The 15,899-nt window shown below is 62.6% G+C and carries 17 protein-coding genes; 8 read left to right on the forward strand and 9 right to left on the reverse strand.

All coding sequences use genetic code 11. The features are described from left to right. Nucleotides 1-58: 58 nt before the first annotated feature. Together G5306_RS10180 and G5306_RS10185 are read left to right on the forward strand one after the other, a co-directional pair. Nucleotides 59-499 (forward strand): DUF2214 family protein, encoded by a 441-nt coding sequence (locus G5306_RS10180; protein ID WP_421205725.1) that lies wholly within the window; start codon nt 59-61, stop codon nt 497-499. 72 nt (nt 500-571) lie between these two features. Then, nucleotides 572-1,471 (forward strand): DMT family transporter, encoded by a 900-nt coding sequence (locus G5306_RS10185; RefSeq protein ID WP_216952690.1) that lies wholly within the window; start codon nt 572-574, stop codon nt 1,469-1,471. A 64-nt stretch (nt 1,472-1,535) separates the two neighbouring features. Here G5306_RS10185 and G5306_RS10190 read toward each other — a convergent pair whose 3' ends face one another. The 3 genes from G5306_RS10190 to G5306_RS10200 form a co-directional block, all read right to left on the reverse strand. Continuing rightward, nucleotides 1,536-2,162, reverse strand: coding sequence for a glutathione S-transferase family protein (locus tag G5306_RS10190; RefSeq protein ID WP_180343133.1), 627 nt, complete (start codon nt 2,160-2,162; stop codon nt 1,536-1,538). A gap of 105 nt (nt 2,163-2,267) precedes the next feature. Further along, nucleotides 2,268-3,536, reverse strand: coding sequence for an O-acetylhomoserine aminocarboxypropyltransferase/cysteine synthase family protein (locus G5306_RS10195; RefSeq protein ID WP_421312825.1), 1,269 nt, complete (start codon nt 3,534-3,536; stop codon nt 2,268-2,270). 150 nt (nt 3,537-3,686) lie between these two features. After that, entirely contained in the window at nt 3,687-3,863 is a 177-nt protein-coding gene (locus G5306_RS10200) for a hypothetical protein (protein WP_005355239.1), read from the reverse strand. A gap of 100 nt (nt 3,864-3,963) precedes the next feature. Here G5306_RS10200 and sgrR point away from each other — a divergent pair, with 100 nt between their 5' ends. From sgrR to G5306_RS10215, 3 genes are read left to right on the forward strand one after another with little or no spacing between them, the layout of a single operon-like run. Then, the gene (sgrR, locus tag G5306_RS10205) at nt 3,964-5,682 is read left to right on the forward strand and encodes an HTH-type transcriptional regulator SgrR (RefSeq protein WP_421208923.1); all 1,719 of its coding nucleotides are present in this window, start codon (nt 3,964-3,966) and stop codon (nt 5,680-5,682) included. Between the two features lie 48 nt (nt 5,683-5,730). Further along, nucleotides 5,731-6,126, forward strand: a complete 396-nt coding sequence (locus G5306_RS10210) for an acyl-CoA thioesterase (protein ID WP_216952694.1) — start codon at nt 5,731-5,733, stop codon at nt 6,124-6,126. 44 nt (nt 6,127-6,170) lie between these two features. Continuing rightward, entirely contained in the window at nt 6,171-6,872 is a 702-nt protein-coding gene (locus tag G5306_RS10215) for a hypothetical protein (protein WP_421312875.1), read from the forward strand. A 44-nt stretch (nt 6,873-6,916) separates the two neighbouring features. Here the strand turns inward: G5306_RS10215 and G5306_RS10220 are convergent, their stop codons facing one another. The 3 genes from G5306_RS10220 to tyrS all read right to left on the reverse strand — a co-directional run bounded on the left by G5306_RS10220 (nt 6,917) and on the right by tyrS (nt 9,999). Beyond that, complete coding sequence (locus G5306_RS10220; RefSeq protein ID WP_421312826.1) at nt 6,917-7,657, reverse strand: lipase secretion chaperone; 741 nt, start codon at nt 7,655-7,657, stop codon at nt 6,917-6,919. After that, on the reverse strand, nt 7,654-8,565 hold the full coding sequence (locus G5306_RS10225) for a lipase family alpha/beta hydrolase (RefSeq protein ID WP_421312827.1): 912 nt from the start codon (nt 8,563-8,565) through the stop codon (nt 7,654-7,656). Before G5306_RS10225 ends, G5306_RS10220 begins: the two co-directional genes overlap by 4 nt. Before the next feature lie 168 nt (nt 8,566-8,733). Further along, nucleotides 8,734-9,999 (reverse strand): tyrosine--tRNA ligase, encoded by a 1,266-nt coding sequence (gene tyrS / locus G5306_RS10230; RefSeq protein WP_421312828.1) that lies wholly within the window; start codon nt 9,997-9,999, stop codon nt 8,734-8,736. Nucleotides 10,000-10,144: 145 nt separating this feature from the next. Here tyrS and G5306_RS10235 point away from each other — a divergent pair, with 145 nt between their 5' ends. After that, the gene (locus G5306_RS10235; RefSeq protein WP_421312829.1) at nt 10,145-10,993 is read left to right on the forward strand and encodes a helix-turn-helix transcriptional regulator; all 849 of its coding nucleotides are present in this window, start codon (nt 10,145-10,147) and stop codon (nt 10,991-10,993) included. Between the two features lie 12 nt (nt 10,994-11,005). Here G5306_RS10235 and G5306_RS10240 read toward each other — a convergent pair whose 3' ends face one another. Continuing rightward, nucleotides 11,006-11,782 carry a substrate-binding periplasmic protein gene (locus G5306_RS10240; RefSeq protein WP_421230866.1) on the reverse strand — a complete coding sequence of 259 codons (777 nt, stop codon included), beginning with the start codon at nt 11,780-11,782 and terminating at the stop codon, nt 11,006-11,008. Nucleotides 11,783-11,891: 109 nt separating this feature from the next. Then, nucleotides 11,892-13,193, reverse strand: a complete 1,302-nt coding sequence (locus G5306_RS10245; protein WP_421312830.1) for a hypothetical protein — start codon at nt 13,191-13,193, stop codon at nt 11,892-11,894. 644 nt (nt 13,194-13,837) lie between these two features. Here G5306_RS10245 and G5306_RS10250 point away from each other — a divergent pair. Both G5306_RS10250 and G5306_RS10255 read left to right on the forward strand, forming a co-directional pair. After that, nucleotides 13,838-14,335: a GNAT family N-acetyltransferase gene (locus G5306_RS10250; protein WP_216952700.1), complete on the forward strand. Its 498-nt coding sequence runs from the start codon at nt 13,838-13,840 to the stop codon at nt 14,333-14,335. Nucleotides 14,336-14,339: 4 nt separating this feature from the next. Continuing rightward, nucleotides 14,340-15,194: an AraC family transcriptional regulator gene (locus tag G5306_RS10255; protein WP_421312876.1), complete on the forward strand. Its 855-nt coding sequence runs from the start codon at nt 14,340-14,342 to the stop codon at nt 15,192-15,194. Nucleotides 15,195-15,290: 96 nt separating this feature from the next. Here G5306_RS10255 and G5306_RS10260 read toward each other — a convergent pair whose 3' ends face one another. Next, entirely contained in the window at nt 15,291-15,878 is a 588-nt protein-coding gene (locus tag G5306_RS10260) for a superinfection exclusion B family protein (RefSeq protein WP_216952701.1), read from the reverse strand. Nucleotides 15,879-15,899 lie beyond the last annotated feature (21 nt).

Raw genomic sequence — 15,899 nt, forward strand, 5'->3', positions numbered from 1 at the left:
TCACCAGCATATATGATGCCGTCCCGCCCGTCTAAAGGCAGAAAATGAGATCCGTTCAATGCTGAACCCCACGTTGCTCCTGATGGCTCACTACGGCGGCATCATGCTGTTGATCCTGGCGCTCTGTGTCGAGTATCTGATCTTTCGTCGCGGCCTGAATATGTTGCGGGTGCACCGTCTGCTGCTGGCAGATGGGGTGGCGGCGCTGGCGCTCTTCTCCATCTTTGCCAGCGGTTGCCTGCTGGCCCTCGAACACGCCAGCTCGGTGGCGCAGCTCTTTGCTCATCCTGCCCACGGTCTCAAAGTGGGGTTGTTTCTGCTGATTGTCGGCTCCCTCGACTATCCCAGTCGCCTCTTCTATCGCTGGCGTCGTGCCCTGCGTCTGGGCAAGGCGCCGATGATCTCGATCCAGCAGTACTTCCGGGTGGTGTGGATCCTGCGGGGCAATCTGGTAATGGTCGCCCTGCTGGCCGTGCTGACAAAACAGCTATCGCTCTAAAGACAAGAGGGTAGGGAGGCAGGTATCTTGGATTGGATAACCCGTCACGCGCCGATTTAAGGAAGAATCGCCATGCGCTCCAATCTGATGTTGCTGATGGCTGCCACCATCTGGGGTATGGGCTTTGTCGCCCAGCGCCTCGGGATGGATCATATGGGGCCCTATACCTTCAATGGCCTGCGCTTTCTGCTCGGTGCCTTCTCCCTGCTGCCGCTGCTCTGGTGGCTCAAATCCCGTCAACCAGTGGTCGCCACTGGCGACCATCGCCAATTGCTGACCGGTGGTGTGCTGGCCGGACTGGTGCTGTTCTGTGCCGCATCCCTGCAGCAGGTGGGGCTGCTCTATACCACTGCCGCCAAGGCCGGTTTCATCACCGGGCTCTACATCATTCTGGTGCCGGTACTGGGGCTGCTGCTGCGGCACAAGACGGGTACCAATACCTGGATTGGAGCCCTCATTGCCCTGAGCGGGCTCTATGTGTTGAGCGTGACCGACGAGTTCACCATCGGTTTTGGCGATCTGCTGCAGGTGATTGGCGCCCTGTTCTGGGCGATCCATCTGCTGCTGGTGGATCACTACTCCAACCGGGTGGCCCCCATCAAGCTGGCTTGTGTGCAGTTTGTGGTGTGCGGCCTGCTCAGTCTCGCCACCGCCTTTGTCATCGAAACTCCGACCGTGGCTGGCGCAGTAGCTGGCTGGCAGGCGCTGCTCTATGCCGGGCTGGTGTCGGTCGGGGTGGGTTATACCCTGCAGGTGCTGGGGCAGCGGGGCGCCCATCCGGCCCACGCCGCCATCATCCTCAGTCTGGAGACCGTCTTTGCCGCCGTGGGGGGCGTATTGCTGCTGGATGAAACGCTGGACGAGCGTGCCATTGCCGGTTGCGCCCTGATGCTGGCGGGGATGCTGATCTCCCAGATCCGGCTGCGCTGGTGGTGGAAGTCGCGCCGGGACAAGGTGCCTGCGACCAAGTAAACCGCGCTCGCTGCATAACAAAAACGCCCCGACTATCGGGGCGTTTTTCATGGTGGCTGTTCGGTCAGGGGCGCTGATCCAGCTCGCGCTCCAGCTCCATGGCCTTCTGACGGGCCGGATGGGTATTGAGGCGCTGCCAGTAGGCTTGCAGGTGCGGGAAGTGGGCCAGCTGACCACTTTGCGCCAGCAGATCCACCAGGAAGGAGTTCATGATGTCGGCGCCGGAGAGGCGATCCCCTACCAGATAGTGGCGATTCGCCAGTACCTCATTCAGGTAGCCCAGCACCTTGGCACACTCCGCCTTGGCGTAGTCCGGCAGGAAGCGCATCGGGCTGCCATCCTTGCGCACGAACATGTCGAGCAGCAGCGGCAGGATGCCGGAGCTCTCGGCAAAGTGGAGCCACTGCAGATATTCGGGATACTCCGGGCTATCTGGTGCCGGTGCCAGCCGATCGGCGGCGTAGCGGGCGATCAGGTACTCGGTGATGGCGCCCGATTCCGCCAGCACCCGGCCGTCGAACTCGATGACCGGCGACTTGCCGAGAGGGTGGATGGCCTTGAGCTCGGGCGGCGCCAGAAAGGTGGTGGCATCGCGCTGATACGCCTTGATCTCATAGGGCTGGCCCAGCTCTTCGAGCAGCCAGATGATGCGCTGGGAGCGGGATTTGTTCAGGTGGTGCAGGACTATCATAACGACCTCGATTCGGTGGCAGGAAAGTGTGTACGAACGGGCGAGGGTGGCGGTTCACCGGCAGAGAAAAAGAGCGGGCTGATGCCCGCTCGCTCCACGCCCGACTTAGGCCTCCAGCGCCTGATCCAGATCCGCCAGAATGTCCTCGATCGCCTCGATCCCCACCGACAGCCGGATCATCTCCGGTTTGACTCCAGCCTTGGCCTGCTCCTCCTCGCTCAACTGGCGATGGGTGGTGGAGGCCGGGTGGCAGGCCAGCGATTTGGCATCGCCGATGTTGACCAGCCGCTTGAAGATCTTCAGCGCATCGTAGAAGCGCACGCCCGCCTCGTAGCCATCCTTCAGACCGAACGAGAGGATGGCCGAGGGGCGACCGGCCATGTACTTCTCTGCCAGCAGATAGTGCGGGTGGCCCGGCAGACCGGCGTAGCTGACCCAGGCCACCTTGGGGTGATGCTTGAGGTGATTGGCGACCCGCAGGGCGTTGTCGACGTGGCGCTCCATGCGCAGGCTCAGGGTCTCCAGCCCCTGCAGCAGCAGGAAAGCGTTCAGCGGCGCCAGCGCCGCGCCGGTATTGCGCAGCGGCACGGTACGCACCCGCCCGATAAAGGCAGCCGGGCCAAAGGCCTCGGTATAGACCACCCCGTGGTAGGAGGGTTCGGGTTTGGTCAGCTGGGGGAAGCGCTCGGCGTGATCCGCCCAGGGGAACTTGCCCGAGTCGACGATGACGCCCCCCAGCGAGTTGCCGTGGCCGCCGACATATTTGGTCAGGCTGTGGACGACGATGTCAGCGCCGTGTTCGATGGGCTTGCAGAGCACCGGGGTGGCGACCGTGTTGTCGACGATGAGCGGCACGCCACGGGCGTGGGCGGCCTTGGCCAGCGCGGCCAGATCGACGATGTTGCCCGCCGGGTTGCCGATGCTCTCGCAGTAGACCGCCTTGGTCTTGCCGTCGATGAGGGCGGCGATGGCCTCGGCACTGTCATCTTTGGCAAAGCGCACCTCGACCCCGAAACTTGGCAGCATGTGGGCGAACAAGGTGTAGGTGCCGCCATAGAGCTGGGGAGTGGAGACGATGTTGTCACCGGCGGCGGTCAGTGCCTGAATGGCGTAGGTGATGGCGGCGGAACCTGCCGAGACCACCAGCGCGGCAATCCCCCCTTCCAGCGCGGCCATCCGCTGCTCCAGCACATCGTTGGTGGGGTTCATGATGCGGGTGTAGATGTTGCCCGGCACCGCCAGATTGAACAGATCCGCCCCGTGCTGGGCGCTCTCGAACTCGTAGGCCACCGTCTGGTAGATGGGCACGGCGACGGCCTTGGTGGTGGGGTCGCTGGAAAAACCGTGGTGCAGGGCCAGGGTCGCATCTTTCATCACACACTCCTTGTTGGATGTTGCTTATGGCAGTTATAGATGGATAGACGTCCAATCTATCAGGCCCGTGGCCGATGTAAACAGCAAGATCCGGCAAAGCAATGTCGCCCGCAGGGGATGCGTGTCCCGAGTGGTTGGCATGGCCCGCACTCAGAGGCGACGGCGATACTCCTTGTCATCGATCTGGTTCATATCCCACTGCATCAGGCGGTTGAGCTGCTGCATGGGATCCTCGATGAGCGGCAAGGGGCGTGGCAGGATCCGCTTGAAGTAACGGCGCAGGGTCTGCTGGATCCGGTTCGGTTTGATGGGATTGGCGTGGCTCATGATGGTGCTCCTCTGCTGTGGTTCTCACGTTCATCAGCAGTATTGAGCTAAAATGCGGAAGTAAAAACTGATGACTTACAGCAACAGGATTTCCTCTTTTATGCCGACCGGTCGCCTCTACCAGCAATTTCAACGACTCGCCCAGCTGCTTGGCAGCGACGAGCGGGAGATCAGCCTCGCCGAGGTGGCGGATCTGCTCTGCTGCACCCCGCGCAACGCCCGCCTGCTGCTGCGGCGGATGCAGGATCAGGGCTGGCTCAGCTGGTCGGCGGAAGCGGGGCGGGGGCGGCGCTCCCGGCTCACCCTGCTCGATAGTCAGGAGAGCCTGACCCGGCGCCGCTTGCGAGATCTGCTCAGTCAGGGCCAGCTGGCACAGGCGGTGCGGCTGGCCGAGGATCGCCTCGATCTGCTCACCCCGCTGCTGATCGAACAGCTCGGTCAGGCCACCCGTGAGGGGCGCCAGATCCTGCGGGTGCCCTACTACCGGCCGCTGCCGCAGTTGCTGCCCACCGGCCCGATGCGCCGCTCCGAAATTCACCTGAGCCGCCAGATCTTCAACGGCCTCACCCGGCGAAATGAGGAAAATGGGGAAATCGAAGGGGATCTGGCCCACCACTGGGAGTGTCTGGGCCCCTGTCACTGGCGCTTCTATCTGCGCCCGGCGGTGCGCTTTCACCACGGCCGCGAGCTGGTGGTGGAGGATGTGATGGAGAGTCTGCTGGCCCTGCGGGATCGCCCGCTGTTCGCCCATCTGGATCGGCTGGAGAGCCCTTGGCCGCGCACGCTGGATCTCTATCTCGACAGCCCAGATCCCTGGCTGCCCCACCTGCTGGCGGAGCCGGTGGCGACCATTTTGCCACGGGAGCTCAAGGGGGAGGCGGGCTTTGCCCTGCAACCGGTGGGCACAGGCCCATACCGGGTGGCCGCCAACGATCCCCTGCATCTTTGCCTTGCGGCGTTTGACGACTACTTCGGCCTGCGCGCCCTGCTCGACGAGATCGATATCTGGATGCTGCCTGAGCTTGCGGAGCGACTGGAGACCCACCTGCAGCTGGGGCGCGACAGCCCTGAGCTCGGTACCATGCGCGGCGAATCGGAGCTGGAGTCGGGCTGCTACTTCCTGCTGCAGGACGATCGTTCCGGATCCTTGCAGGATCCCTCGCTGCGCCAGTGGCTCGGCCAGCTGCTCAATCCGGTAGCCCTGATGGGGCGGGTCGCCCCCGAGTTGCAACGGGGCTGGACCAGCGCCCTCGGTCTGCTGCCCCACTGGCGCGAAGCACTGCCCGCGCCCTTGCCCACACCGGCGCAGTTGCCGACGACCTTGGTGCTGGCCTGTTTCAACCAGCATCTGGAGTTCAACGAGTGCGCCAACGCCATGAGCAGCCTGCTGGCCGAACAGGGGATCCGACTCGAGGTGCGCACCCTCGATTACGGCCGCTGGGTGAGTGGCGAGGATGAAGACGTGGATCTCTGGCTCGGCACCCTCAACCTCGAACATGCCGGCCCCTTTGCCCCCTACGCCTGGTTGCAGGGCACCCCGTTGCTGCGCAAGGTGTGGAGCAGTCAGCATGAGTTGTGGCAAGGGTTGATGCAGTGGCGCGCCAGCGGTGAGGAGCCTGGCCCCCGCGCCCTGCTGGCAACTGTGCAGCAGCAGAGCTGGTTTGTGCCGCTGTTCCACCACTGGCTGGAGCTGGAGAGCCGGGTCGGTGTGCACGGGGTGCGGATGACGGCGCTCGGCTGGTTCGATTTTCGCAGCGCCTGGTTGCGGCCGGAACTGGCTGTCAGCACTTGGGATAAGACGGGGAGGCTTGAGTCCTGATGCGGGGCGCGTTAGCCTGAGCGCGGTTCAATGACAAGGAGTCAACCCATGCTGGAAATGCAGATCCAACCCCGCTTTCAGGAGACGGATGCCCTCGGCCATATCAACAATACGGTGCCGGCGGTCTGGTTCGAATCGGCGCGGGATCCCCTGTTCCGGATCTTTTCCCCCGACCTGGATGTGCATAACTGGCATCTGATCATCGCGGGCTATACGGTGCAGTTCAAACGGGAGCTGTTCTACGGCCAGCCGGTCACCATCAAGACCGGCGTGCGCCGCATCGGCACCAGCTCATTTACGGTCTGGCAGGAGGCCTGGCAGGGCGGCGAACTGGCCGTCACCGCCGAAACGACCCTGATCCATTTTGACTACCGGACCCGCCAATCCCTGCCCCTGAGCGATGTTCACCGGGAAGGGCTGCGGGCCTGGCTGACAGAGAGTTAACCACGGGCCGGATGGCCCATCACAGGAGTGTTATGTACAACTCAATGCGCAACACAGCGATCGCGCTGACCCTGGGATTCTGCTCCCTCCCTTCTCTGGCCGCTTCTCTCGCCGAGCAGTTTACCCTGATGGAGAAGGGGGCCGAGAGCGCCCTCGATATCCGTCAATTCAGCCATGACGGCGTCGATATCAAGGCCTGGATCGATGGCGCCCCCGTCATCATCGCCGTGCCCATCATGAACGAGCTGGGCAAGCTGGAAGGGGAGAGCCGCTACTACTTCAAGGGCGGCAAGCTGTTCGGGGTCAAAGAGCCCGCCGCCCAGTTCGCCTTTGACGACAGCGGCAAGCTGACCCAATGGCTGGACGAGAAGGGCCAGCCCGCCGAGTTTGTCAGCAAGATGAGCATGCAGCAGCGTCAGGAGTGGCTCACCAAGCGAGCCGCCGAGCTGAGCAAGCTGTTCGCGCCGAGCGCGGCCGAGCAGAAGGCGGCCAAGGGTGGCGTCAAGCTGAAGGGGGCGGATCTCGCTCACTGGCTCTGCAACGGCAAACTGATGGATCTTGCCCATGGCGACAAGGTGATCTTCGAGCAGGATAAGCTGAAGATTGGCGAGCAGGGGATCGAAGGGGAGGTCTCCCTGCGTCAGGATAAGGGGTGGCAGGAGTTGAGCCTCAAGTGCGAGGTGCAGGGCACTCAGGTGACCCGCCTCACCTGGCAATCTTTACCGGCAACCAACAAGCCGCAATAAGTGCACCACAGCAAGGGGCCCATCGTGGGCCCCTTGTCATTGGCTCATTGTTCCCCCAGCTTGAGCCGGGTGAGCGCCTCGACCCGGCGCCACTGTCCGGGTTCGAACCAGCGGGCCAGCAGCTCCTGTTGCTGTTCGGCCCGGGCCTCGTTCGGCAGTTGCCTGAGTTCGGCCAGAAAGCCGCTGAGCTGCTCCTCGAACCCTTGCCGGTTCAGCTCCAGCTGGCGCATCCGATCCACTGCTTCCGGCCCCCCCGTCTCCAGCAGCAGGGCCTCCCGTTTGGCCGGGTCCATCTGCGCCAGCCCTTGCAACTCCTCAAGCAGACGGCTGTTGGTCTCCGCCTCGCGAAACCAGCCCGGTTGCTCCGCCAGCCAGAGATCCAGCTCGCTGGCCAGCTGCGACTTGTCGCTGTCTCTTGCCTCCGCCAGCGCCCTGCGGCGCAGGGTCAGCTGCTCCATCAGCCGATCCTCGGCAAACAGCTGGGCCTGCTCGGCCGGGGTAAAGCTCTGCTGGCGCAGCTGCTCCCGCTCGTCAAACAGGATCTGCAGGCTGGCGAGGGAGATCTCGGTGGGCACCGTCAGGCTGCTTTGGGCGGAGATAAAGGTGCGATAGCGCGCCTGCAGGGCATCGGCGGCCTCCTGCTCGGGATCGTGCGGGTGGCTCTGTGCATGCTGGCTGGCTTGAGCGGGGGATGAGTCTACCGTCGGTACATTGGGCCAGAGCAACACCCCGCCAAGCAGCAGGGTGATGGCGCAGGGCACGACGAGCAGGGTGGCTATCTTCATAGTCCCAGCTCCTTGAGACGGTTGGCATGCTGGCGATAGAGGGTGACCGGATCGGTCTCGAACAGATGGTGGATGCCGAAGGACTGGTTCACTTCGTCCAGATGGTTCATCCGGTAGTCGGTGCCGATCACCTTGCCGAGGTGGCTGCTGCAGACTCCGACCAGCCCGTCATTGGGCTCCTTGAAGAAGGCGCCGGTCAGCGCCAGCGCAGGATCCACCGGATCCAGCAGATTGGTCAGGTTGCCGCGCCCGCTCCAGGAGAAGTAGTAGACGCCGTTACTGGCCTGCATCGGCCCCTCGCCGCAATAGCGGCTGGGCAGCCCCTCCGGGTAGCGCTGGTTGAACTGGCTGGCCCCCTTGCTGGTGAGAGCATCGAGAGCGGCGACCGGATCTTGCGGCAGCTGGCTCCCGCCCGAGAGCAGTGAAATCATACCGGAGAGGGCGTGTGCAGCGGCGGCCGCCAGCTTCTCGGCGGCCGAGCCGGGCGCCGCATTGGTGCGCACCAGATCGGCAATCTCGGAGCCATAGTTGACCCCGCCGACGCTGGTGGCGGAGGCGACCAGCTCGGGGGCGACCGAGGCGACATAGCGGATGGTGGGGCCGCCGTGGGAGTGGCCGATCAGATTGACCTTCTCGGCGCCGGTGGCCGCCAGCAGCAGCTCAATCTGGGCGAGCAGCTGTTCGCCCCGTTGCTCCGAACTGGCGGTGGCTGACACCTGCGCCACGTAGACTTTGGCACCATCCCGGCTCAGGGCCTGGGGAATGCCGTAGAAGTAATCGACCCCGAGCAGCTTGTCGAAGCCGAACAGGCCGTGCACCAGCACTATGGGGTAGCGGGTCTGGGTGTATCCGCTGGCGTGTGCCAGCATGGGCAGGGTGCAGAGCAGCACCAGAAGCCATCTCTTCATCATCAGCATCCTTGTTGAATCGTGAGGAACAGATTGTGTGGCGTACTCCATGTTCGCCGGTGCCAGTATGGTGGCTGCTGACGGGAGAGGCTGTGAGGGGGATCGCAACTCGGGATTCAAAAGGGATTCAGGGTGTGGGCGGGGAGGTTGTGCTCCCCGCCCTGCGGCTTATTGCCACTCCACCAGGTGATACTGCTTCTTGCCCCGGCGCAGCAGCAGGTAGCGACCAAATAGCCGATCAGTGGCGCTCAGCTGATCATCCTGCTTGAGCACACCATTGAGGCTGATGGCGCCCGCCGCCAGCAGTTCGCGGGCGATGCGCCTGGAGTTAGCCAGACCGCAGCTGACCAGCAGGCTGACCAGATCCGTCTCGCCGCTGACGGTGCTGCACGGCATGCCATCCTGCGCCAGCTGGGCCAGATCGCTCTCGCCGAGGCGGGCCACATCGCCGCTAAACAGCAGCTCGCTGATGCGCTGCACCGCCGCCAGCGCCGCTTTGCCGTGCACCAGCTCGGTCAGCTCGTTCGCCAACACCTGCTGGGCCTGCTTGCGCCCCTGCCGCTTGGCATCTTCCGCTTCCAGCGCATCAATCTCGCTCAGCGACATAAAGCTGTAGTAGCGCAGGAAGCGGTAGACATCCTCATCTGCGGTGCCGAGCCAGAACTGGTAGAAGGCGTAAGGAGAGGTGAGCGCCGGATCGAGCCAGACCGCGCCACCCTCGGTCTTGCCGAACTTGGTGCCGTCTGCCTTGGTGATAAGGGGCAGGGTCATGCCGTGCACCTGAGCCTGATGGAGGCGACGGGTCAGATCCATGCCGCTGGTGATATTGCCCCACTGGTCGTTGCCGCCAATCTGCAGGGTGCAGCCGAGCCGCTGGTGCAGCACCGCAAAGTCGTAGGATTGCAGCAGAGCGTAGGAGAACTCGGTGAACGAGATGCCCTGATCCGGACGGGCCAGCCGCTGGCGCACCGATTCCCGCGCCAGCATGGCATTGACCGAGAAGTGCTTGCCGATATCCCGCAGAAAATCGAGGGCGGACATCTGCCCCATCCAGTCGCCATTGTTGACCAGTTGCGGGGCCGACAGGCCCTCATCGGCGGGCAGCAGCGCCCTGATTTGGGCCGACAGGCTGGCGACCCAACCCTGCACCGTCTCGGCACTGTTGAGGCTGCGCTCGGCCGCCTTGAAGCTGGGATCGCCGATAAGGCCGGTTGCCCCGCCCACCAGTGCCACCGGGGTGTGGCCCGCCAACTGGAAGCGGCGCAGCATCAAGAGCGGCACCAGATGACCGATATGCAGGCTGCCGGCGGTGGGATCGAACCCGCAATAGACGGTGCGCGGGGTGGCAAGATGATCGGCCAGGGCCGCCGGGTCGGAATTCTGGGCCACAAGGCCGCGCTCGGTCAGCTCATCGAGCAGGTGGGGGTTGATCATGGGTTCTCCAACAACAGGGGAAAAGCCGTCATCCTCGCCGTTCTGGCCGGTGGCGGATATGTCCCCTGAGGGACAGTTTTGCCACTCTCGTGCTAGCATTCAGCCATAGCGGGGAATCGCTCCCCGTCACCGGAAACGTGCCACCATGACCCAGCCATTCACCACAGATGCCTTGACCCGCAGCATGACCGAGGTGGTCGATGCCCTGCACAGCAGCGCCTTTGCGGCGGCGCTGGTGCGGCTGATCCAGCAGCAGGTGGCGTTTGACTGTGCCCTGCTGCTCGGGGTGGGGCAGCGGCCCGTCTACCTCTACGACAACCTCAACCATCAGCGGGCTCTGCTCTTTGATCGCTACCTCACCAGCCACTTCAGTCAGGATCCCTTTATGCAGGCGCTGGAACAGGGCTTGCCTGCCGGCGTCTGGACGCTGGCGCAGGTCTCCCAAGGGCGGCTCGATCCCGAATATCGCCACCACTTCTATCAGGCCACCGGCTGGCAGGAGGAGGTGGGGCTGATCCTGCCGGTGCGGGACGGGCTGACGCTGATGCTATTTCTGGGGCGACTCGACAAGCGCAGTACCCTCAGCCGTGACGAGTTGGCGAGGCTGGAGCAGCTGTTCCCGCTGGTACATTCGCTCTGTCGTCAGCAGTGGCAGCAGAGCCAGCCGTTGCTGGCCCAGAGCGCGGCGATGCCAGATAGCATCAGCCTCCGGAGTGCGGTGGAGCAGGCGATGGCGAGTGTCGGGGGGGATTTGCTCACCCGGCGCGAGCGGCAGGTGGCGGAGTTGCTGCTGCAGGGATTGGATACCGAGGCGATTGCCGCGGAGCTCGGGATTGGCAGCGGTACGGTGAAGAATCACCGCAAGCACCTCTACGGCAAGTTGCGGCTCGGTTCGCGGGCAGAGCTGTTCAATCTCTTTCTGAACCACCTCATTACGGCTCCGGTGGAGGCATCGCAGGCGTCATCGGCGGGAGATAGAGAGAGCCCGCCATAGGGCGGGCCGGGGTTACTCGAGGCGCGGGATGGGGGGATTGGTTTCGGGCAGGATACTGAGCAACTGGTAGCGCTTCATCAGCTGCTTGTATTCATCCCCCTGTCTGACCTTGTCCAGCGCCTGTTGCAGGCGGGCAACCTGTTGCTTGTTTGCCCTCAGGTTGAAGGCGAAGCAGTTGTCCTGCTCTTCAATGATCGCGACGGTGACAAAATCCTCGCTGGGAAAACCCAGCTCCTTGGCCTGATGGCGCAGCATCACCTCGTTGCCTGCCACCAGATCGGTGCGTGCCATGATGAGCTGGCGCACCACCTGATCCATGCGCTCCACCGACATCATATTGCTCGGGCTGATCCCACGGTTGAGCAGCAACTGCTCCCCGACATCCGCCTGCATCACACCGATCTGCAGCTTGGCGAGATCCGCTTTGCTGGCCACTTTGGGGGCATCCTGCTTGCGGCCGACCAGCGCGACCCTGGAGTGGCTGATGGGGCAGACCCAGAGGAAGTGGGGATCCCGCTCCTTGGTGTGCGCCGTGGTAAAGAGCACGGCCTCTTGCTGCTGGGTCAGCAGATACCAGCCGCGGGCCCAGGGCAGAAAGTGGATGGGGTGCTCCGGCTCCCCCATTTCGCGCCACATCAGGCGCAGCAACTCGACCGCCAACCCCACAGGCTGACCATTTTTATCCTGGCCATTGAGTGGCATGTTCTGCTCCGAATAGTAGATAAGTGCCGGAGCCGGGAGCGCGATAAACAGGGCGAGAGAAGCGAGAGCAGGGAGCAGACGACGCATGATGCACTCCTTGTGCGGGTAGTTACCTAACAGTCTATGTGGCCTTTTCCATAACGTCATGATCCGGTAGCGGGATAAAAAACAGGCCACCTTGCGGTGGCCTGTCGGTTTATTTGAGCAGGGCTTCCATCTCCGCCTCTGCCTTGGCGCGCGCCTTGGCTTCCGCCGCTCTGGCGGCATCGGAGACGCTCTCTCCGGCCGTATGGGATGCGGCACTGACAGCCTGTTTGGCCGGATCGGCAACGGCCTTGGTTGCCTCTTGCGTCACGGTAGCGGCGGCACTGCTGACTGCCTGTTTGGCCGGAGCGGCAACGGCTTTGGTCGCTTCTTGTGTCACGGTTGCTGTAGCGCTGCTGACGGTCTGTTTGGCCGGAGCGGCAACGGCCTTTGTGGCCTCTTGCGTCACGGTCGCAGCGGCGCTGCTGACGGCCTGTTTGGCAGGAGCGGTAACGGCTTTGGTCGCTTCTTGCGTTGCGGTCGCAGTGGCGCTGCTGACTGCTTGCTTGGCAGGAATGGAAACGGCTTTGGCCGCTTCTTGCGTCGCGGTTGCAGCGGCGCTGCTGACGGCTTGCTTGGCAGGAGCAGCAACGGCCTTGGTAGCTTCTTGCGCCGCGGTCGCAGTGGCGCTGCTGACAGCCTGTTTGGCAGGTGTGACAACGGCCTTGGTGGCCTCTTGCGTCACGGTGGCGGTGGTGTTGCTCACCGCTTGCTTGGCTGGCGCAGTGACTGCGGTGGTTGCAGTGCGGGTAAGTGCGGTTGTGCTTTGGCTCACCGCTTGAGTTGCCTGTCCTGTGACGTTGGCGGCTGCGCCGCTGATAGCCTGGCTGGCGCTGTTGGTCAGCGAGCCGGTGACGCCGCGGGTCACTGTGCCCAGAGCGCTGCCAAGGGAGAAGGGGGAGGCGCCACTCTGACTGGTCGCCGCCCCGGTCAGGGCATTGGCCGCCGGGGTGAGCTGGCTGGTGGGGGTCTGCCAGCCCTGCATGGCGGTTGGCCAGGTCGGTGCCGTGCCCGCCAGATTTTCGCCGAAGGTCAGGGTGGTACCATCCCCTTTTTGCAGCAATACAGACATCTGGTTGGTTTGCGAGTTCCACACCATCCCCGCCTGCTTGGCGATATCCGGCACGGGCGCATACTCGGAGACCACATAGAAAAGCGGTCCCTCCTGCTGTAACTTGTCGGCAGTCTTGAGCAACTGCATGGTGCTGTCGTAATTGGGGCCAAGGATGGCGGTCATCCGATCCTTGATCAGGGGTTGTTCGAACAGATTGACCTCGTTCGGGTCAAAGCCGACCAGCGGCTTGAGCAGGGCCCACATCAGCTGGCTGGTGGGGCTCATCATCAGCAATGGAGCAACGCAGGCGGACAACATCAGGCTCAGGCAGGCAGCCTTGAGCAACGGCATGATACGCATTGGGATAATATCCAAATAACGATTTGATAAATAAGGTTATATTTTGTCAGGACGTGACAAATTCACCGGGAGTTTGCGCGTGGCAGCGAGAGACTGCCCGCAGGCGCTGGCAGGCTACCATATTGGTTCCACAATGCCAGCAGGCTGTATGATTATCCGTCAAGTAAACTCGGGGCCGGGTTGATTGCTGGAGTGGGCCTGAGAGTCTGGCGTTCCCCTGCGATGGTGCTGCCAGTGGCCACATGGCAGCAAAACCAGAAGAGGATTTCAGGGGGCCAGTGAGGCTTTTCTTGATCCAGCTAAAGACATGGACGTGATCCCTGTCGCATAATGCAGCTCCTTTCTACTCTTGGCTGGAACCTAAGAAATGGCTCGTCGCTCTTCCAATGCACAACGTCGTCGCAGTAGCTGGTGGTACAAACGCCTGTTGGCAAGGGAGCGGCAAGAGCGCGAAGCGCGTTCCGTCCGGGATTGATAAAGCATTGAAAAACGGAGCGTTTGCTCCGTTTTTTTTCACCTATGAAACTGGCTGAATGGCTCAGTGTGCAGCCCTGTCTGCCGACAATAAATCACTCTGACCGTGCCGGTTGTATGGACTGATGCGATGGATGATGCATGATGGACGTTTCGAGAAGGAGCCTCATATGCAGATTACCATCCGTCATGCCGAATCCGCCGATGCCCCCGCCTTGCGGGATCTCTATGCCATGCCCAATGCCCAGGCGGGCACTTTGCACTTGCCTATGTCTCCCCTTAGCCAGTGGCAGAAGCGGTTGGAGAGTGACAGCGTGGTGGCACTGGTCGCCGATGTTGACGGCTTGCTGGTAGGCCAGCTCTCGCTGCTGGTTGAGCCCAATCCGAGACGCAAGCATGTGGCCTGTATCGGTATGGGGGTACGGGATGACTGGGCAGGCAAGGGGGTGGGCTCTGCCCTGATGGCTGCGGCGCTGGATCTGGCCGATAACTGGCTCAACCTGCACCGGATTGAGCTGACCGTCTATACCGACAATGAGGCCGCACAGGCGCTCTATCGCAAGTTCGGTTTCACGCAGGAGGGGCTGGCTCGTGACTATGCCTTCCGGCAAGGGCGCTATGTGGATGTGTTCTATATGGCCAGAGTTGCGGGGGGCGTCAGTCGCTAACGGCATGGTCGATTATCAGGCCAGATTGCGCCCGGTGATCCGGGCGCTGGAGCAGAATCCCGAGCTCTGCCTCAGTGAGGCGGCCAGTCTTGCGGCGCTCTCCAGCTATCACTTTCATCGGGTCTTTACCGCCGTCACCGGTGAAACCCCGGCCGAGATGCAGCGCCGCCTGCGGTTGGAGCGGGCTGCTCGCTCTCTCTGCTACAGTCGCGACCCGATCACCGAGATTGCCTTCTCGGCCGGTTTTGCCAGCTCACAGGCCTTTGCCAAGGCGTTTCGCAAGCAGTTTGCCATGGCACCGGGGATGTTGCGCCGCCAGCCGTCACTCTTGCAACTGAGCAAGAATGGACACGCGGCTGCCCGGGTCTCTGATTATGCTGAAGGCCGTTCCAGTGAAAGGAGGCTACAGATGAAAACCGAACAGATGGCTGCGCGCACTCTGGCCTATATCCGGGTCACCGGCCCTTACGGCATAGGCTATGAGCCGGTGTGTGACCAGCTCTATCAATGGGCTGTCGGGTTGGGCTTGGCCGAAGGGGAGTGGATCTTCATCTACCACGACAACCCCGAAGTGACGGCTCCCCAGCAGTGCCGCACCGATATTTGCGTCACCGTGCCGGCGGGGACCAAAGGCCGCGGCAATGTGGAGATCCAGCAGCTGGCGGGCGGCCGCTATGGCCAGTCACGTTTTACCGTGATCGACCCGGCCCAGTACCCCGCACTCTGGCAGCAACATATCGGTGAGGTGGTAGCGGCCGGTTTCGAATTTGATGATCGACCCTGTTTCGAGCTCTATCACAGCTTCGATCCGGTGACCAAGGTTGCGGATGTGAGCTTTTGCTCCAGCCTAAAGGGTTAGGGCACAACAAGACGTAAGGGATGGTACAGAGCATCGCGCAGAAATTAGAGAGCCGGACAGTGTCCGGCTCTTTTGCATCTGGCGGTTGGGCGGCGGTTAGCGCTGGAACCCCTTCTGGGCGAACTTGGGGCGGGCGTTCATGATCTGCTCCACCTGTTCGTCGCTCATCTTGCCACGCGACAGCCCCAGCACCTTGTAGGTGAGCAGCGGTCGGGCGGGCAGGGCGATCATCAGGGCGCGGATCTGGTTCTCGTCATCCTTATCTCGGGTCGGCTTGCCGTAGGCATAGGTGAGGACGCCGGCATCCATCAGGTTTTTGACGGCGGGCTCGGTGATCGGCAAGTTTATGACGCTTTTACGCTGTAGCACGAACTCGCGCAGCACCGCCTTTTCGTTGAAGTCGAGGAAGCCGATCATCTGGGCCAGCTGGTCCTGCTGACGGCGCGCCTGCCACTCTTCGCAAGCCCACTCCCAGGCGATCAGGAAGCCCTGACTGCAGAAGTAGGAGATGGCGATCAGCATGCCGACCCCCAGCCAGGCCGCATGATCCGCAGCCCACTGGCTGACGGCCCCTTTCATCAGCCCGGCCGGAAACAGCAAAATGATGCTGCAACAGAGCAACAACCAGACCATTAGCCAATTGAGGCGGCTGAGTTGATAGAAATGTTGGATCCACCGTTTCATTGTTCATCCTTCCCAAACTGT

The organism is Aeromonas sp. 603404, from assembly GCF_049171775.1.
In the GTDB taxonomy this organism is placed as follows: Bacteria; Pseudomonadota; Gammaproteobacteria; order Enterobacterales; family Aeromonadaceae; genus Aeromonas; species Aeromonas veronii_A.